18 protein-coding genes are annotated in these 16,448 nt (G+C 66.9%); 14 read left to right on the forward strand and 4 right to left on the reverse strand.

The features are described from left to right. The first annotated feature begins 190 nt into the window (after window positions 1-190). On the forward strand, window positions 191-1,072 hold the full coding sequence (locus K7W03_RS07555; RefSeq protein ID WP_222885910.1) for an SDR family oxidoreductase: 882 nt from the start codon (window positions 191-193) through the stop codon (window positions 1,070-1,072). Next, window positions 1,072-2,058 (forward strand): DMT family transporter, encoded by a 987-nt coding sequence (locus tag K7W03_RS07560; RefSeq protein ID WP_222885911.1) that lies wholly within the window; start codon window positions 1,072-1,074, stop codon window positions 2,056-2,058. Before K7W03_RS07555 ends, K7W03_RS07560 begins: the two co-directional genes overlap by 1 nt. Here K7W03_RS07560 and K7W03_RS07565 read toward each other — a convergent pair. Next, complete coding sequence (locus K7W03_RS07565; RefSeq protein ID WP_222885912.1) at window positions 2,040-4,103, reverse strand: hypothetical protein; 2,064 nt, start codon at window positions 4,101-4,103, stop codon at window positions 2,040-2,042. The two genes, K7W03_RS07560 and K7W03_RS07565, sit on opposite strands and share 19 nt — an antisense overlap. Before the next feature lie 13 nt (window positions 4,104-4,116). After that, the gene (locus K7W03_RS07570; protein WP_222885913.1) at window positions 4,117-4,605 is read right to left on the reverse strand and encodes a hypothetical protein; all 489 of its coding nucleotides are present in this window, start codon (window positions 4,603-4,605) and stop codon (window positions 4,117-4,119) included. 266 nt (window positions 4,606-4,871) lie between these two features. Between K7W03_RS07570 and K7W03_RS07575 the strand changes: the two genes are divergently transcribed. The 8 genes from K7W03_RS07575 to K7W03_RS07610 all read left to right on the forward strand — a co-directional run bounded on the left by K7W03_RS07575 (window position 4,872) and on the right by K7W03_RS07610 (window position 10,893). Continuing rightward, window positions 4,872-5,486 carry a hypothetical protein gene (locus tag K7W03_RS07575; protein WP_222885914.1) on the forward strand — a complete coding sequence of 205 codons (615 nt, stop codon included), beginning with the start codon at window positions 4,872-4,874 and terminating at the stop codon, window positions 5,484-5,486. A gap of 135 nt (window positions 5,487-5,621) precedes the next feature. Next, window positions 5,622-5,771: a lmo0937 family membrane protein gene (locus tag K7W03_RS07580; protein ID WP_130029753.1), complete on the forward strand. Its 150-nt coding sequence runs from the start codon at window positions 5,622-5,624 to the stop codon at window positions 5,769-5,771. Window positions 5,772-5,896: 125 nt separating this feature from the next. Next, window positions 5,897-6,799, forward strand: a complete 903-nt coding sequence (locus K7W03_RS07585) for an iron-containing redox enzyme family protein (RefSeq protein WP_222885915.1) — start codon at window positions 5,897-5,899, stop codon at window positions 6,797-6,799. Window positions 6,800-6,805: 6 nt separating this feature from the next. After that, on the forward strand, window positions 6,806-7,159 hold the full coding sequence (locus tag K7W03_RS07590) for a response regulator (RefSeq protein ID WP_025550112.1): 354 nt from the start codon (window positions 6,806-6,808) through the stop codon (window positions 7,157-7,159). 17 nt (window positions 7,160-7,176) lie between these two features. Continuing rightward, window positions 7,177-7,716 (forward strand): CinA family protein, encoded by a 540-nt coding sequence (locus K7W03_RS07595; RefSeq protein ID WP_222885916.1) that lies wholly within the window; start codon window positions 7,177-7,179, stop codon window positions 7,714-7,716. Continuing rightward, window positions 7,703-9,769 carry an NAD(+) synthase gene (locus K7W03_RS07600; protein ID WP_413469317.1) on the forward strand — a complete coding sequence of 689 codons (2,067 nt, stop codon included), beginning with the start codon at window positions 7,703-7,705 and terminating at the stop codon, window positions 9,767-9,769. The genes K7W03_RS07595 and K7W03_RS07600 overlap by 14 nt, the downstream gene beginning before the upstream one ends. 74 nt (window positions 9,770-9,843) lie before the next feature. After that, the gene (locus K7W03_RS07605) at window positions 9,844-10,083 is read left to right on the forward strand and encodes a DUF6894 family protein (protein ID WP_048576830.1); all 240 of its coding nucleotides are present in this window, start codon (window positions 9,844-9,846) and stop codon (window positions 10,081-10,083) included. Between the two features lie 81 nt (window positions 10,084-10,164). Next, window positions 10,165-10,893 (forward strand): Crp/Fnr family transcriptional regulator, encoded by a 729-nt coding sequence (locus K7W03_RS07610; RefSeq protein ID WP_048576829.1) that lies wholly within the window; start codon window positions 10,165-10,167, stop codon window positions 10,891-10,893. Between the two features lie 2 nt (window positions 10,894-10,895). Here the strand turns inward: K7W03_RS07610 and K7W03_RS07615 are convergent, their stop codons facing one another. Further along, complete coding sequence (locus K7W03_RS07615; protein ID WP_037483277.1) at window positions 10,896-12,131, reverse strand: NRAMP family divalent metal transporter; 1,236 nt, start codon at window positions 12,129-12,131, stop codon at window positions 10,896-10,898. 271 nt (window positions 12,132-12,402) lie between these two features. Here K7W03_RS07615 and K7W03_RS07620 point away from each other — a divergent pair, with 271 nt between their 5' ends. Genes K7W03_RS07620 through K7W03_RS07635 form a run of 4 tightly spaced genes read left to right on the forward strand, consistent with a single transcriptional unit; the run spans window position 12,403 to window position 16,128 of the window. Continuing rightward, window positions 12,403-13,281: a glycosyltransferase family 9 protein gene (locus K7W03_RS07620; RefSeq protein WP_226869856.1), complete on the forward strand. Its 879-nt coding sequence runs from the start codon at window positions 12,403-12,405 to the stop codon at window positions 13,279-13,281. 15 nt (window positions 13,282-13,296) lie between these two features. Next, window positions 13,297-13,692 (forward strand): DUF6165 family protein, encoded by a 396-nt coding sequence (locus K7W03_RS07625; RefSeq protein ID WP_025550107.1) that lies wholly within the window; start codon window positions 13,297-13,299, stop codon window positions 13,690-13,692. Then, the gene (locus tag K7W03_RS07630) at window positions 13,670-14,758 is read left to right on the forward strand and encodes a polysaccharide pyruvyl transferase family protein (RefSeq protein ID WP_222885918.1); all 1,089 of its coding nucleotides are present in this window, start codon (window positions 13,670-13,672) and stop codon (window positions 14,756-14,758) included. The genes K7W03_RS07625 and K7W03_RS07630 overlap by 23 nt, the downstream gene beginning before the upstream one ends. After that, a complete protein-coding gene (locus tag K7W03_RS07635) occupies window positions 14,755-16,128 on the forward strand; it encodes a Coenzyme F420 hydrogenase/dehydrogenase, beta subunit C-terminal domain (protein ID WP_222885919.1) in 1,374 nt (457 codons plus the stop codon). Before K7W03_RS07630 ends, K7W03_RS07635 begins: the two co-directional genes overlap by 4 nt. Before the next feature lie 38 nt (window positions 16,129-16,166). On the opposite strand, the gene K7W03_RS07640 is transcribed toward K7W03_RS07635, so the two are convergent. Next, the gene (locus K7W03_RS07640; protein ID WP_025550104.1) at window positions 16,167-16,448 is read right to left on the reverse strand and encodes a hypothetical protein; all 282 of its coding nucleotides are present in this window, start codon (window positions 16,446-16,448) and stop codon (window positions 16,167-16,169) included.

Raw genomic sequence — 16,448 nt, forward strand, 5'->3', positions numbered from 1 at the left:
CAAGGGATTGGGATCACTAACATAAGTTGGCCTTTGCGCCTTTTGTCTCATGCGGTCGGGCCGGAAGGAATCCAGGGGGCGGGAGAGATGCTAACCCAGGTCATCGCCATGCGCGTTTCGGGGCGGCATTCCGGAACAGCCCGCCACGCCGAAGCGATATGGTCGTCTTCCCGAGCCGGAGAGCGCCGTCATGCCCCACCCCGCCGATCCGCCCGCCGCGCCGCCGGTCACGTCCACCCCCCGCTTCACCGGGCGATCCGCCCTGATCACCGGGGCGGGACGCGGCATCGGGCGGGCCTTCGCCGTGGCGCTGGCGCGGGAAGGGTGCAGGCTGGTGATCTGCGACATTTGCGAGGGCTTGCCCGAAGGCACGCCCTATCCCCGGACATCCCGCGCCGACCTGACGGAGACCCAGCGCATCTGCGAAACGCTGGGTGCGGAGGTGGTCTGGAAGGTCGGCGATGCAGGCGATCCGGCCTTGGCGCGCGAACTGGTGGCGCTGGCCGAGCGGCATTTCGGCGGGCTGGATTTCCTGATCGCCAATGCCGCCCTGACGATCGAGGGCGAGATCGTCGACCTTTCCCCCGAGATATTCGAGACGGTGGTCCGCAACAATCTGTTAGGGGTGTTCAACATCCTCTCGCCCGCGCTGCGCAGCATGCGCCACGCCGGGCGCGGGCGCGTGATCGTCGTCGCTTCGGGCGATGCGCGCCATGCCGAACCCAACGCCGCGCCCTATGTGGCGTCCAAATGGGGGCTGATCGGCCTTGCCAAGGTCGCCGCGCTGGAGGTGGCGAAGGCCGGCATCACCGTGAACGCGATCCTGCCGGGGCCTGTCGACACGCCGATGATGTCCAGCGAGCAACGCTTCCGTCAGGTGGTCCCCGACAAGGAAAATCCGACGCGCGACGATTATCTGGAGGCGCGCAGCGACGCGACGCCGATGGGCTATGCCTGGGTCAAGCCGGAGGACATTGCGGCCGGCGCGCTTTTCCTGCTGAGCGACGAGGCGCGCTTCGTCAGCGGCGGAACATTGAGCATCGACGCGGCCGACAGCGCCAACTGGACCTGATGCGCAGCGGCGAGCCCATCGTAGGATGGCCCGGCCCTGACGGCGTGCCGCCGCAGGTGGAGGCGGCGGCGGAAAGGCCCGCTTCGCCCTGGCGGCCGATTGGGATGATCCTGTGCGCGGTGTTCCTGTTTTCCATTTCGGACGTCTTTGCCAAGGGGCTGGGCAAGACGCTTCCCGGATTTCAGGTCGCCTGGCTGCGCTATCTGCTTTTCTTCATGCTTGCCGCCATGCTGGCCATGCGGGCGGGCAGCGTGCCGTGGCGCAGCCGCCAACCGGGGTTGCAATCGCTGCGCGCCTTGTGCCTGTTGCTTTCCGCCAGCCTCTTCCTGCTGGGCCTGGGGCGGTTGCCGGTCGCGGAGGCGACGGCCATATCCTTCGCAACGCCCGCCTTCGTGACGATGCTGTCCGTCCCCCTGCTGGGCGAGGTCGTGCGGCGAAGGCGCTGGACCGCCATGTTGCTGGGTCTGGCCGGCGTGCTGATCGTCGTCCGGCCGGGGGCGGGCGCCTTCGCGCCCTCCGCCCTCCTGCCATTGGGTTCCGCGCTATGCGGCGCGCTGGGCATCATCGTGACACGCCGGATCGGGGACCGTGATCCGCTGTCGATCACATTGTTCTGGTCGTCGGGTCTGGGACTGCTGGTCCTGACTTCGGGCAGCCCCTTGTGGTTCACGGCCATGGACCGGCGGGAGGTGGCGGCCGCGGCGCTGATGGGCCTGCTCTATGCCGCCGCGCAATTGCTGCTGATCCTGGCCTACCGGCGGTGCGAGGCGTCGTTCCTGGCGCCCTTCTCCTATGCGCAGGTGCTGTTCGCCACGCTGGTCGGCTATCTGGCCTTCGGCACCCTGCCGGACGGCGTTTCGCTGCTGGGCATTGCCCTGGTGACGGCGGGCGGAGCCTATACGCTGCGGCGGGAAGGATTTCTCGGCCGGTTGCGGCTGCGCGGCGGGTGCCTGCTGCGGCGGCCGGGCTATGCCGGCAGGATCTGAGCGCGATCCTTGCCCTGTTCCGCGATCAGCCGCATCGGCCTTCCTCGCACCCAGAGGCGATCGACGGCGATGGAGGACCAGCCCGATGGCAGCGTCACGGGGCGGTGGGGCCATGCCTCCGGACTGTCGCCGCTGATGCGGAGGCCGGGCAGTCCCAACAGCATCGTCATCAGCATGCCGCCGATATTGGCGAGGAAGGGGCCGGCGGGCACGGCCGAGTCCGGATGGTCGACGCGATATTCCAGGCATTGGTGGAACCGTCCCGCATCATAGGCGGCATAGCCCTCCTCGAACAGGTCGAGCGCCAGCTTCCGGTCGCCCGCCATGGCCGCCCAGGCGGGATAGAAGGCGGCCAGCATGGGCGATCCCACATAATCGCGCCAGCGGGACAGGAAGAAGTCCAGCGTCGCCTGCCGCTCCCTTTCCCCTGCGGGATAGTCCATCGGGAACAGGCCCGCCAGCGGACTGGGCGTGGCGCCCTTGTCCTCGTCGATCCGGAAGTCTTCATGCGCGGGGATGACCCCGTCGCTCCGGCGCGGCAGATAGAGCGCGTCCAACATGTCCTGCCAGGCCGCCGGGATGTCGGCGCCGATGCCGGCGCCGATCCGGATCGCGCGCTTCAGCAGGTCGGCGGCCGTCATCAGGGTGAAGCTGTCATTGTCCGGCGGATCCGGCACTTCGGCGGGGCCGGTGGCGCAGGGCAGCTCTGCGCCGCGCTGGGTGCGTCGCAGCCTCCCGGTCAGCCAGTCGGCAACGCCGGCGATGATCGGCCAACCCCGGTCCCGCAGGTAGCGCAGATCGCCCGTGCAATCGGCGTCCAAGGAAAAGGCGCGGGCGACGTGGAGGGACAGGTGGGCGGCGAAGGCTGCTGCCGGGCCATCGTCGGGAGCGGCCTCCTCCCCGCTCAGGGGCGCGGCCTGCCACGGGAAGCGCATGCCCGGCTTCCCATCCAGCCGGGCATGGCGCCGGGCAGCCTCGACATGGCGCGCCCGGAAGTCGATCAGGCTGTGGGCGGCGCCGGGTTGCAGGAGCAGAAGGGAAGGCACGCAAAAGGCGTCGATGTCCCACATCACATGGCCGTAATAATAATGATAGCCCGGCCAATGGGCGAGGCCGAACATGGATGTCGCGGCGGGTGAAGAGCGGTGGGCCGAGGCGTTGAGATAGTAGAAGCCGGCGTCGATCAGTTGCTGATGCCGGGGTTCCGCGCCTTGCGCAACGATGCGGCCCTTCCAGATTTCCGCCCAGCTGTCCCGGTTGAGGGCGCGCAGACGCGCCAGCCCGCGCCGCGCGCCCAGGCTGGCGCGTCTGACCGCCTCCTCCCTTGGCCGGTGATGCACGATGGAGGGGATGAGGGCGGTTATCTGATGCAGCTCCACCGGCTGGCCGGCCCTCAGGTCGACGCGATATTCGGCGACCAGAGGGCCGGAGCCGAATTTCGGCGCGATCATGCTGTCGTCCGTCAGCGAGCAGCGGCTGTGGAAGGCAATGCCGCAATGGCTGAGATCGCCCTCGGGCACCCAGAGCAGCGACCCTTCGCCCCCGCCGGCGGATGGTCCGCTGGTTCGCCTTTCGGCCATGCGTCCCTGCGCCGGGCGGGAATCGACCAGCGTGCGCAGCCGGATCGAGCAGGCCTGCCTGGCGGTGATGCGGCTTTCCTGCAGGACCAGCGAGCAGTCGCTGCGGCTGGCGAAAGTCGTGACCTCCACGGTCAGCGCCACGTCCCCGATGCGGAACAGAAACTGGCTGAACAGTTCCCCTGTGCCGAAGTCATAGCTCTGCAGAAGGTCTTCGGCGGCCCAGGGCTGGTCCGACAGCCATGCCTCCCCAATCGCGATGTCGGCGGCGAGCGGATAGGGGATGGGCACCGCCGCTTCGATCCCCTTGTCCGGATCGGGGCCGACGACGCCGTTCAGGATCGCGGAACCCGCCAGCAGCGGGATTTCCCGCACCCGAAGGCCGATCATGCCGTTGCCGACATAGGCCGGCAGGTCGCTGCCGCGGGCGCCGCGACAGGGCGGCGGATTGAGGGGGGCGGAGGTCATCTCCCCGCCCCGGTCATCGCACCTGTCGCGTGGGCACCGGCGGCGCATGGTGAAACGCCATGTCGTTCGGCTCTATGGTGGTGGGGGACCCTTGTTTGTCGGCAGGCGGATCGGGGGGTGTGCGCGGCTTGCCGGGAGACAGCGGCAACATCTTCCCGGTCTTTCGGTCCAGCGCGCGCGCCACGATGATGTCCGCCACCGTGGCGCCCATGACGAAGGCCATCGGCCCCCAGAGCGGGCGGCGCCGGCTGGCCAGGGCGAGCGCCGCAAGATCGAGGGCATCGCCCGCCACGCGGTTCCAGACCCGCGTGGAATGCGCCGGCGCCGCAAGGATGCCTGCGCCGGCGAGCAGCTCGCGCGCTCCGAACAGCCTTATCGTCGCACGGGCGGCGGCGTGGTCCTGCCCCAGCCGCCTCGCAATCGCGCGTGGTCGTGCGACTTCCGCCAGTCCCAGACCGATGGAGAAAAGGCCCAGTCCAAGGCTCCAGCTCTTCGGTGTCATGTGCAGACAGCCTCCTCGGCGGAAGAACGGCGGCTCTCGCGGGCAGGTTCCCCGATGCCGGGGCAAGCCATATAATGCATGTTAGGGCGGTCGCCTTATATTCCGGTGCAATCCTGTTCCCATCCGGAAGAGAAATATATCGGCATCGAAGATCAGGCCTTGACCTTGGCGGAGGATGCGACAGTCGGCATCCGCATCATCCAAGTGGAACACAGTCGCCACATGATTCGTTCTCGTGGCCTCAAGAAACGAATACAGGAGAGTATATGCGTGAGATCAGCTTTTCCATGCGTGCTTTCGCTGCTGCATCGGCCCTGTTCCTGGCAAGCACGCCCGCGATGGCGGGCGATGAAGAACGCGCGCTTGCGGCGATTGCGCAGGCCCAGGGGAAAATCGATGCGGCGGGCAAGTTGAAGGCCGGCGACTTCGATCCGGCGGTGCTGGCCAAGGCCCAGGCGTCCCTGCGTCTGGCGCAGGAGCATCTCAAGAGCGGCAAGGAACAGGCCGCCATCCGGACGGCGGTGGAAGCGCAGCAATTCGCGGACACCGCAATCGGTGAAAGCCGCCTGCGCGCCGATGCCGACGCCCAGGTGCAGGCATCGACGGCCGTGGCCGCGCAGCAGGATGCCGCGGCCGCCAATGCGCGCGCCGAAGCCGCCGAGCGCGCAGCGGCTTCCGCGGCAGCCGACGCCCGCGCCGCCCGCGCCGCCGCAGCGGTGCCCGCGCCCGCGACCACCACGGTGACCACGGAAACCGTGAAGACCACCCCCACTGCGACGCGCAAGGCCGCTCCGGTCAAGCGCAAGGTGGTGCAGCGCACGACGAGCCCGGCCCGCGCTTCCGTGGTGGAGAAGACGACCACGACCGTCACCCAGCGCTGACGGCCGACGCCGGACCCCGGACATGGCGGCTTCCTGAGCGGAGCCGCCATGTTTCATGCACGGGAATGGATCGCGTCGGAACAATCGCAGGCGGCGCGACTTATCCAGCCTGACTTAGCGACAGCGAGGCCGATCATGTTGTGGACCATCCTTATCATCCTCCTCATCCTCTGGGCATTGGGCGCATTCATCGTGCCGGTGGGCGGGGGACTGATCCACCTGCTGCTGGTATTGGCGTTGGTCGTCCTCGTCTATCAGCTTGTGGCGGGCCGACGGGTTCCCTGATCGTTTCACCAGGATGATTGTCGGCACCCGTCCGGCAGTCATCATGGCCGTTTCCTGCAGAGTTGATCCGGATCAGTAAGATTTTCAGGAACGCTCGCCTGCCCCGGGATTTTTAGCCATGATGAATGAGAGGTTTTATCGTGGCGACACAATGGGAATATCACGGGTCACAATTTCTGCAGCAGCCGTTTCAGGAGGAGCTTACCTACTGGAATCGTGAACGGCTTTCGCCAGCATTTCCTTCGGATATGACGGCGGAGAGATTCGACCGCGATCGGCGGATGCTTCGTCTGGAGCATGGCTTTATCGAGGAGCTGCGCGCGGAGGTTCGCGAGGAAGCGGCGCAGGCGCCGACCGACCCGGACGGGTTCATCGCCTGGTTCGAAGGGCTGAAGGAAAGCGGGCCCGGCCAGAAGGACGCGCTTTTCCCCTGGCTGGCGGAAGAGGCGAGCCGGGACGAGATTCGATGGTTCCTTTCGCAGGAAGCGGCGGGAGAGGCGGGTTTCGACGATCTGGTCGCCCTTACGCAGGTGAAGCTGCCGCCGCGCGCCAAGCTGGAACTGGCGCGCAACTATTGGGACGAGATGGGCCGCGGCAACGCCAAGGGCATGCACGGCCCGATGCTGGGCCAGCTGGTCGACATACTCCACCTCGACATCGGGGTCGAGAGCACGGTCTGGCAGAGCCTGGCCCTCGCCAATGCGATGACGGCGATGGCGACGTCGCGCTGTTATGCCTGGCACAGCGTCGGCGCGCTGGGCGTGATCGAACTGACCGCGCCCGGCCGTTCCGCCCATACCGCCCAGGGCCTGCGCCGCATCGGGCTCAGCGGCAGCGAAAGGCGCTATTTCGATCTGCATGCCGTGCTGGACGTCAAGCATAGCCGCGACTGGAACGACGAAGCCATAGTGCCGCTCGTCGCCGAAGACCCACGGCGGGCGACGGCGATGGCGGAAGGCGCGCTGATCCGCCTTCAATGCGGGGAGCGCTGTTTCGAGCGCTATCGCGCGCATTTCGGATTGGGATGAGGCGCCATGGCGGCAAATCCCAAAATCCTGCTGGTGGAGGACGATCCGGCGATAGCGGGCATCATCGCGGACCTGCTGGAAGACGCGGATTATGAGGTGGACGGTCCATATGCCAGCCTGGCGGACGGCATGGCGGCGGTCGCGGCGGACTTCCCGGCGGGCGCGGTGCTCGACGTGCGGGTGAGGGATGGGGATGTCGGTCTGCTCGCCGACGATCTGGACCGATATGACATCCCTTATCTGTTCTGTACCGGCGCCTTTGCGCATCCTGCCGTCAACGCTCATCCCGGCGCTCCGCTCGTGCCCAAATGGGCCTTGTCCCGCCAGTTGATCGATGCCCTGCGCCGGATCGTGCATTAGAATGAGGATGGCCCGCCATGAGCGCATCGGATGGGAAGGGCGATACGGCGGAAACCCTGTCGCCCATCATTCCCGAAGATATTGAGAACGCCGCCGCCGCGTTGCTGAAGGACTGTTGTTCCGCCGAACTGACGCTGGCGACGGCGGAAAGCTGCACGGGCGGGCTGCTGGCGTCGCTGCTGACCGATGTGGAGGGCGCAAGCCACGCCTTCGAGCGCGGCTTCGTCGTCTATAGCGAGGATGCCAAATGCGAATTGCTGGGCATCCGCAGCGAGCGGATCGCGGCCTGCGGCGCGGTCAGCCGGGAGGTCGCCATGGCGATGGCCGATGGCGCGATCGAACGGTCCCATGCGGACATCGCGCTTGCCATAATCGGCTATGCCGGTGCGGCCCCGCCCGGGGAAGAAGCGGGCCTGGTCCATTTCGCCTGCGCCGGACGAGGCGGGGCGACCGAGCATCGGGAAGAGCATTTCGGGGACATAGGGCGAGGACCCGTGCGGATCAGGTCCATCCGGGTCGCGCTCGAGATGATGAGGCATGCCCTTGAGCGAGGTTGAAAGCTTCGCGTCGATCCATAGCCACGGCCTTGTCCGGGTCGCCGCGGCGACGCCCAAGGGCAGCGTTGGCGATGTCGGAGCCAATGCACAGGCGATCCGGGCGCTTGCGCGGCAGGCGGCGGGCGGCGCGGCCGACCTCCTGCTGTTTCCCGAGCTATGCCTGTCATCCTATGCGATCGACGACCTGCACCTGCAGGAAGCGCTGCTCGACAGGGTGGAACGGGAGGCGGCGGCGCTGATCGAGGCGAGCGCCGGCTGGCCGGTGTTGCTGATCGGTGCGCCGCTTCGGCGCGGCGGGCGGCTCTACAATTGCGCGCTGGTCATTGCGGACGGGCGGCTGCTGGGCGTGGTGCCGAAAAGCTATTTGCCCAATTACCGCGAATATTATGAAAAGCGCTGGTTCGCGTCCGGGGCCGGTCTTTCCGGGCTGGAAGTCGACGTCGGCGGCCATGTCGCGCCGTTCGGCACGGACCTGCTGTTCGCGGCCGACACCTGTCCCGACTTCATCTTCCATGTCGAGATCTGCGAGGATTTCTGGGCGCCGCTGCCGCCCTCCACCATGGGGGCGATGGCGGGCGCGCTGATCCTGTGCAATCTTTCGGCTTCCAACATCACCATCGGCAAGGCGCGCGACCGGCATCTGCTATCCGCCTCCCAGTCGGCGCGCTGTCAGGCGGCCTATGCCTATTCGGCGGCGGGCACGGGCGAGAGCACCACGGACATGGCCTGGGATGGGCAGGCCATGGTGCATGAGCTGGGCGAACTGCTGGCGGAATCGGAGCGGTTCGGGGATGCGGCGGAACTGCTCTACGCCGATGTCGATGTGCAGAGGCTGCGGCTGGAGCGGATGCGCAACGGCACCTTCAACGACAATGCGGCCGCGGCCGGGCATCCGGAAACCCGCTTCCGTACCGTGCGTTTTCCCTTTCTGCGCGGCGGCAAGGATGTCGGCCTGCACCGGTCGCCCCGGCGCTTTCCCTTCGTCCCCGCCGATCCGGGGCAGCTTGCGGCGGATTGCTACGAGGCTTTCAATATCCAGGTCGAGGGGCTGGTCACGCGCTTTCGCGCGACCGCGGGCCGGCATTTCGTCATCGGCGTATCGGGCGGCCTCGATTCCACCCATGCCCTGATCGTTGCCGCCAAGGCCTGCGACCGGCTGGGCCTGCCGCGCTCGGCCATATTGGGCTACACCATGCCGGGCTTCGCCACGGGCGAGTTGACCAAGGGCCATGCCTTGGCGCTGATGAACGCATTGGGGGTGAAGGGGGAGGAGATCGACATCCGCCCCGCCGCCCGCCAGATGCTGGGCGACATGGGGCATCCCTTCGCGCGGGGGGAGCCGGTCTATGACGTGACCTTCGAAAATGTGCAGGCGGGGTTGCGCACCGACTATCTGTTCCGGCTGGCCAACAGGCATGGCGGCTTCGTCGTGGGGACGGGCGACCTCAGCGAACTGGCGCTGGGTTGGTGCACCTATGGCGTGGGCGACCAGATGAGCCATTATGCGGTCAACAGCGCCATTCCCAAGACATTGATCCAGTTCCTGATCCGTTGGTGCATCGCGACCGGCCAGTTCGATGCGGCGACTGCGCGGATATTGGACGCGATATTGCATACCGAAATCTCCCCCGAACTGGTGCCGGCGGGGGAGGACGGCGCCTTGCAGAGCACGGAGGATCGGGTCGGCCCCTATGCGCTCAACGATTTCTTCCTGCATCATATCGTGCGCCTGGGCCTGCCGCCGTCGAAAGTCGCCTTTCTGGCATGGCACGCCTGGCGCGACGCCGGAAGCGGCGCATGGCCGACGGATTATCCGGAGAGCGCCAAACGCGCCTATGATCTGCCGACCATCCGGCACTGGCTGGAAAATTTCCTCTACCGCTTCTTCACGATCAGCCAGTTCAAGCGGTCCGCGCTACCCAATGGCCCGAAAATCTCCTCCGGCGGCGCGCTTTCGCCCAGAGGCGACTGGCGGGCGCCGTCGGACGGGACCGCGACGGTGTGGCTCGACGAATTGGCGCGTGGCCTGGATGGCGACGACAACGGGGGTTGACCTCCGCCGAAGTCATCGCGGGGATCGCGCAGCCTGACGCCGGAACAATGTTTCGAACACGGATTTTATCACCCATGCCGATATTCCACATTCACCTGTTCAACGACGACAATGTGATCGACGAAGCCGGCCAGCAATTTGCTGACGTGGCGGAGGCGCGGGCCGAAGCGATCCGCAGCGGGCGCGAAATCATCGCGGAACATGTCATCCACGGCCGGCCTGTCAATCTCGATCATCATCTGGTCTTGCAGGACGATCAGGGCCGCAAGCTGGAAACGATCTATTTTCGCGATGTCGTGACGTTCGATGGCTGACCTGCGGAGATTCTGCAGGCCGCCCCCCTCGCGCATCATCGCCCTGCGGCGGTTGCGCCCTCTTGTAGGGAGCGTCGGCTGATGCCGCATCCAGCCCTGCAATATTTCCTGAACCGGCTTCTGATCCGCTCCCCGCTGACGGAGGAGGAACGGCAGGCGATCCTGTCCATGCGCTTCCATTTGGCGCAGGTGTCGCCCAATGTCGACATCGTCCCTCCCGGTCATCTGGTGACCTATTCCTGCCTGGTGGCGGAAGGCCTTGCGGGGCGGTTCGGGCAGTTGCCCAACGGCATGCGGCAGATCACGGCGATGTATATTCCCGGCGACATGTGCGACCTGCATTCCGCCATGCTGCCGCGCGTGGAATGGGCGGTTCAGGCCCTTTCCGCGCCGCTCACCTATCTGAAGATCCCGCATGAGGAACTGCTGCGGGTCTCGCGCGCCCATCCGCGCGTGGCGGAGGCCTTCTGGCGCGACTGCGTGGTCGACGCTTCCATCATCGCCCAATGGGTGGTCAGCCTTGGCAGGCGGGATGCGGCGGCGCGCACCGCGCATCTGCTGTGCGAAATGGCGTTGCGGCTGGAATGCGCGGGCCAGGGTTCGCGCACGGCCTTCGAATTCAAGGCGACGCAGGCGCATATTGCCGACGCGCTCGGCATCACGCCGGTGCACATGAACCGCGTCGTTCGCTGGCTGAGGCAGCAGGGTGTCCTGTCCTGGACCGGGCGGACCATCCGCGTGCTGGACTGGGACGGCCTCGTCCGCATCGCGAGCTTCGACAGCGGCTATCTGGAAATGCGTCGGGAATAGGCTCATAGCAGCCAGCTCGCCGCCAGCGACAGGGCGCAGAGGAAGGTGACGCCGGTCGTCGTCCAGCCCAGCAGGTTGGTCCAGCGGCCATTGGTGCGCGCGCCGACCACGGCCGGGCGGTTGGTGAGCAGCATCATGAGCAGCAGCAGCGGCGGCACGGAAAAGCCCTGGACGATGCCCGACCAGACCAGCGCCTTCATCGGGTTGAAGCCCAGGAAGTTCATCGCCACCGCCAGCGCCGTCACCGCCGCGATGATGGCATAGAACAGCCTGTTGTCCTGCGGCGCGTCATGCAGGCTGCCCGCGCGGCCCAGCCCCTGCACCACGTCATAGGCCGCGCCCGTGGTCATCACCGGCACCGCCAGGAAGCCCACCCCGACCACGCCGGCCGCGAACAGGAATTTCGCGGCCTGACCGGCGATGGGTTCCAGCGCGGCGGCGGCGTCGGCGGCGGTCTCGATCTCCGTCCGTCCGGCGGCGTGGAGGGTGATCCCGGTCGCGAGCAGGATGAAATAGAGGATGAGGTTGGAAAAGATCATGCCGGTCAGCACGTCGCGGCTCGTCCGCTTCATCTCCGACGCGGTCGCGCCCTTGCGCTGCCAGAGCCGGCGGCGGCCCAGGGCGATCTGCTCCTCCACCTCCTGATTGGATTGCCAGGTATAGATATAGGCGGAAAGCGAGGTGCCTATGCAGGCGACGATCAGCGACAGCGATTGCGCATCGATCCTGAGCGCGGGGATGAAGGTGGCTCGCAGCACCGCGATGGGATCGGGGCGGGCCATGACCGCCGCCGCCACATAGGCGAAGAGGATGAGCGCCAGCCAGCGGAACACGCGCCGGATGAGCATGTAGGAACCGAAATATTGCAGGGCGAAGATGATCGCAGCCGCGCCCACCACGATCAGCGGCACCGGGATCGGCACCAGCAGGTTGAGCGCCGCGCCGATGCCGCCCAGGTCCGCCGCCGCCTCTATGATGTTGCCGGCGAAGGCGAGCGTCACCAGCGGCAGCAGCAGCCAGCGCGGGAACTGATCGCGGATGCAGGCGAACAGGCCCTTGCCATAGACCTGCCCGATCTTCGCGGACAGATAGACGACGACATACATCATCGGCAGCAGGACCGGCGCGATCCACAGGAAGGCAAGGCCGTAGCGCGCGCCCGCGCTGGCATAGGTGCCGATCGCGGAAGGATCGTCGTCTGCGGCGCCGGTCACGATGCCGGCGGCGAGCATCTTCATGACGCCCCGGCGCGGCCTGTCCACCGGCCTGCGGGTTTTCAGCGGTTCACGGGATTGGGCAGTCAATTTCCACCTCGAACGGGCAAAGCCGTGGTTCAACACGGCAGGCACGGCGGGAGGTGCATGGCCGTTAACCCATGATAGCGGGCCGGTTTCCACGACGCGCCGACGCCGGAATTTCGATCACATAGGTTAGCGGATCGTCCGGGTCGCGCCGGCGGTCCGGAACGCGCTCCACCGGGCGGGAATTGGGGACGGCATGGCGGATCACATGGCAGATTGGGCGGCTGCGATGCGCGCGGGGGACCATGCCGCCGCCTGGGCGATTTCGGAACGGGAACTCCAGCGGCGCGATCCCGCCCGCCGGGACGATCCGACGCTGCCCTATCATCAGCGCTGGGTATGGGACGGGCGGCCTTATGAAGGCAGGCATTGTCTGGTGCGCTGCTATCATGGCCTGGGCGACAGCATCCAGTTCGCGCGCTTCCTGCCGATGCTGGCGGCGCGCACGGCCTCGCTGACGGTGGAGATGCAGCCGCGGCTGATCGACCTCATCGCCGGACCGGGCGGAGGCATCCGCTTCGTCCCCTTTATCGACGCCCATCCGCTGCCGCAATCGGAATGCGATCTGGAGATCACGGAACTGGACTTCGCGCTTCGGCTGACGCCCGCCGATGCGGCCATGCCCTATCTCGCGGCGGAAAGCGGCGTGCTGCCGCATGGTTGCGTCGGGCTTTGCCATGGCGCGGGACCGTGGGACCCCGCGCGGTCCATTCCGCCGCACCTGCTGGCGCCGATCTGCGCCATGGCGCCCTGCATCAGCCTGATGCCGGAGGCGACGATGCTGCCCGTGCTCAATCCGGACGGCTGCCCCTTCGACATGAAGGCGACGGCGGCCCTGGTCGGCGCGACGGATCTGGTCATCACCGTCGACACGATGATCGCCCATCTGGCCGGCGCCATGGGCAAGCCGACCTGGCTGTTGCTGAAGTCCGATCCCGACTGGCGCTGGCCGGTCGGCGCGCGCGGCACGCCCTGGTATCCGTCGATGCGGATCTATGCCCAGCCCAGCGCCGGCGACTGGGAAACGCCATTGGCCGAACTGGCGCGCGACCTTGCCGCCTGTCCGGCGCTCGCAGCGGAAAGGTAGCTGAACATGGGATATATGCCGACCCCTTCCGTACCGGTGTCCTGGGGGGAGCTGCTGGACAAGATGACGATCCTGCAGATCAAGCAGGAGCGGATCGCCACGCCCGCCGCGCGGGACAATGTGGGCAGGGAATATCGGTTGCTGAGCGCCATTGGCGAACAGGCCCTGCGCGACGGGGCCGTGGGCGGTTTGGTCGAAAGCCTGAAGCGGGTGAACGAGGCGCTGTGGGAAATCGAGGACGCGATCCGGGGGGAAGAGGCGGCAGCGCGGTTCGGCGCGTCCTTCATCGACCTTGCCCGGTCGGTCTACAGGATGAACGACCGGCGCGCCGCGATCAAGCGGGAGATCAACCGCCTGCTGGATTCCGAACTGGTGGAGGAAAAAAGCTATGCCGCCTGCGCAGCGGACTGAGATGCGGCGGCTGGGCGTCCTGACATTCCACCGTTGCATCAACTACGGTTCCTATTGGCAGGCGCGCTGTCTGGTCGAAGGGTTGCGGCGCATGGGCGTCGAGGCCGAATTGCTGGACCATGAGTCGCCGCGCGTCACCCGGGCGGAGCTTCGATGCGCGCTCAGTCCCACCCTGCCGCAGCGGACGCCGCGCAGCGATTTTCCGGCCTATGCCCGCAAGACCCGGAAATTTCGCGAGGCGTTCGAGCGGTTGCCCCTGTCGCGCCGCTTTCCCATCGACCGGCCGGAAGAGATGGGCGATTATGACGCCGTCATCGTCGGCAGCGACGAGGTGTGGAACCTGCGCCACCCCTGGTATGGCGGATGTTCGGCCTTTTACGGAAAGGGGGTTCGCGGGACGCTGATCTCCTATGCAGCCAGTTTCGGCAATCAGAACGCGTCGGAGGGACTGTCCGACCATTGGGCAAGCCAGATCGGCAACTTCGCCTCTATTTCCGTGCGCGACCAGAACAGCCGCCGGATGATCAGAACCGCGCTGGGTCATGACCCCGACATCGTGCTGGACCCTTGCCTGCAATTTCCCGGACCGGCGGCGCGCAGGGGCGCGTCGGGCGAAGGCTATGTGGCGCTTTACGGTCATAATTTCCCGGAGTGGTTCTGTCTTTCCGTCCGCAACTGGGCAAGGGCGCGCGGGCTCCCGATCCGCAGCATAGGCTATCGCAACGACTGGGCGGACGAGCAATGGCTGGAGGCCGGACCGCTGGAATTCGCCGAGCTGATGGCGGGCGCCGACGCCGTCGTCACCAATTTCTTCCATGGCTGCGTCTTCGCCCTGCTGAATGGGCGACCTTTCGTCACGGCGCCCTCCGCCTACCGCATGAACAAGGTGCGCGATCTCCTCTGGGAGCTGGGCGCGCAAGGGCATATGATCCAGCCGGAGGATGATGATCGGGTCGTCGCCCGGAGCCTCGACGAACCGCCGGCATCGGCCGTGCAGCAGCGCATCGATCGATTGCGGGCGCAGTCGGGGGATTTCCTGCGGCGGGCGCTGGCGATGCCGTCATGAGCGCGGCGGCGGTCAGCCCCCGCGACATGGTTTCGTCGGGCCTCTGCATCGGCTGCGGCGGCTGCGTCGCGCAGGCCCGGCCCGAGCAGGCCCGGCTGGAGTGGAACAGGGACGGCCAGCGCAACCCGGCCGGCGATCCGGATTGGTACCGGCGGCGGAGCGAGGGCTTTTCGGCATGCTGTCCTTTTTCCCCGCACGCCATGAATGAGGATGAGATCGCCGGACAGCGCTTTCCGGCAGCGGCGGCGCAGGACGATTATATCGGCCGGTTCGACGCCGCCTATGTCGGCCATGCCGCCGAAGCCGGCTATCGCGAAAGGGGCAGTTCGGGCGGCATGGTGAGCTGGGTCGCGGGCGAACTGCTGCGCCGGGGGATGGTGGATGGCGTGGCGCATGTGACGCGGGCCGATCCCGCGACCGAGGGGCGTCTGTTCCGCTATCGCATAGCGCGCGATCTTCCTGCTTTGTGGGCGGGCGCGCAGTCGCGCTATTATCCCGTCGACATGGCCGAGGTGCTGCGCGAGATCCGGGAGGTGCCGGGCCGCTATGCCGTCGTCGGCATTCCCTGCTTCATCAAGGCGGTGCATCTCGCCCGCGCCGCCGATCCGCTGCTGCGGGAACGTATTGTCTTCACGCTGGGCCTGGTGTGCGGGCATATGAAAAGCCGCCATATGGCGGCCAGCTTCGCCCGGCAGATGGGTTTCGATCCCGCCGCTGTCCGGCGGATCGACTATCGCGTCAAGAACCCGGAGCGGCCGGCCAACTGGTACAGGGCGCGGCTGACCGATCGCGCCGGCGAACAGCGGATGCGGGATTGGTGGCATCTGGTGGATGGTGACTGGGGGTCGGGATTCTTCCAGAACAGCGCCTGCGACTTTTGCGACGATGTGGTGGCGGAGACCGCCGACATCGCCTTTGGCGATGCCTGGGTGGAACCCTATTCCTCCGATGGGCGAGGCACCAATGTCGTGGTGGTGCGGTCGCCCGCGCTGCACGCGATGCTGCGCGAAGGCATCGATGCGGGAAGGCTGGCCTTGCAACCCGTCGACGCCGGTTTCGTGCGGGAAACGCAGGCGGCGGGCTTTCGCCAGCGGCGGGAAGGACTGGCCTATCGGCTTTGCTGGCGCAAGGCGGGCGTCCGGCCGCGCAAGCGCGTGCGGCCGGGCAGCGCGGGCCTGCCGTGGCGGCGCAGGATGATCTATCGGCTGCGCCACGCGATCAGCAGGGGCAGCGGCAGGGTGTTCCGGCTGGCCGAGGCTCTGGGCAGGCCCGGCCTGTTCCTGGTCTGGGCGCGGGCCATGCTGAAGCTCTACCATGGCCTCGCTTATTCGCGCGGCTGGCTGGGGAAGCTGTTCGACCGTTTTGCGTGACCCTTGGCCGCAATGATCAGCGGGCGCCTGCTGCGGGCTTACCCCTTGTCGCGTTCCACGAATTTGCTGAACCGGCTTTCCTTCCCGTCCTTCGTCTTGTCCTGATAGAGGAAGGCGAGATTGTTCTCATCGAAGATGCGGAAGAATTCGTCCCACTCGATTTCGTCGAGCGCCTCATCCTTCTCGCGAAAGTCGATGCGCAGCAGGCCGCCGCCCTTGCCATTGTCTTCCGTCGCCTTGACGACTGCGGGGCGGCCGCCGCGATCCTCCACCCATTTGCGGATGGTGTCATGGTCGGTGGTCGTGTCCGATGTGCTCAT

It is taken from the genome of Sphingobium sp. PNB (assembly GCF_019873065.1).
GTDB lineage: Bacteria > Pseudomonadota > Alphaproteobacteria > Sphingomonadales > Sphingomonadaceae > Sphingobium > Sphingobium fuliginis.

What these genes read in the sequence shown, in the direction of transcription:
- K7W03_RS07555 (WP_222885910.1), top strand. Translation starts at nt 191, where the DNA reads ATGCCCCACCCCGCCGATCCGCCCGCCGCGCCGCCGGTCACGTCCACC.
- K7W03_RS07560 (WP_222885911.1), top strand. Translation starts at nt 1,072, where the DNA reads ATGCGCAGCGGCGAGCCCATCGTAGGATGGCCCGGCCCTGACGGCGTG.
- K7W03_RS07565 (WP_222885912.1), bottom strand. Translation starts at nt 4,103, where the DNA reads ATGACCTCCGCCCCCCTCAATCCGCCGCCCTGTCGCGGCGCCCGCGGC.
- K7W03_RS07570 (WP_222885913.1), bottom strand. Translation starts at nt 4,605, where the DNA reads ATGACACCGAAGAGCTGGAGCCTTGGACTGGGCCTTTTCTCCATCGGT.
- K7W03_RS07575 (WP_222885914.1), top strand. Translation starts at nt 4,872, where the DNA reads ATGCGTGAGATCAGCTTTTCCATGCGTGCTTTCGCTGCTGCATCGGCC.
- K7W03_RS07580 (WP_130029753.1), top strand. Translation starts at nt 5,622, where the DNA reads ATGTTGTGGACCATCCTTATCATCCTCCTCATCCTCTGGGCATTGGGC.
- K7W03_RS07585 (WP_222885915.1), top strand. Translation starts at nt 5,897, where the DNA reads ATGAGAGGTTTTATCGTGGCGACACAATGGGAATATCACGGGTCACAA.
- K7W03_RS07590 (WP_025550112.1), top strand. Translation starts at nt 6,806, where the DNA reads ATGGCGGCAAATCCCAAAATCCTGCTGGTGGAGGACGATCCGGCGATA.
- K7W03_RS07595 (WP_222885916.1), top strand. Translation starts at nt 7,177, where the DNA reads ATGAGCGCATCGGATGGGAAGGGCGATACGGCGGAAACCCTGTCGCCC.
- K7W03_RS07605 (WP_048576830.1), top strand. Translation starts at nt 9,844, where the DNA reads ATGCCGATATTCCACATTCACCTGTTCAACGACGACAATGTGATCGAC.
- K7W03_RS07610 (WP_048576829.1), top strand. Translation starts at nt 10,165, where the DNA reads ATGCCGCATCCAGCCCTGCAATATTTCCTGAACCGGCTTCTGATCCGC.
- K7W03_RS07615 (WP_037483277.1), bottom strand. Translation starts at nt 12,131, where the DNA reads ATGAAGATGCTCGCCGCCGGCATCGTGACCGGCGCCGCAGACGACGAT.
- K7W03_RS07620 (WP_226869856.1), top strand. Translation starts at nt 12,403, where the DNA reads ATGGCAGATTGGGCGGCTGCGATGCGCGCGGGGGACCATGCCGCCGCC.
- K7W03_RS07625 (WP_025550107.1), top strand. Translation starts at nt 13,297, where the DNA reads ATGCCGACCCCTTCCGTACCGGTGTCCTGGGGGGAGCTGCTGGACAAG.
- K7W03_RS07630 (WP_222885918.1), top strand. Translation starts at nt 13,670, where the DNA reads ATGCCGCCTGCGCAGCGGACTGAGATGCGGCGGCTGGGCGTCCTGACA.
- K7W03_RS07635 (WP_222885919.1), top strand. Translation starts at nt 14,755, where the DNA reads ATGAGCGCGGCGGCGGTCAGCCCCCGCGACATGGTTTCGTCGGGCCTC.
- K7W03_RS07640 (WP_025550104.1), bottom strand. Translation starts at nt 16,448, where the DNA reads ATGAGCACATCGGACACGACCACCGACCATGACACCATCCGCAAATGG.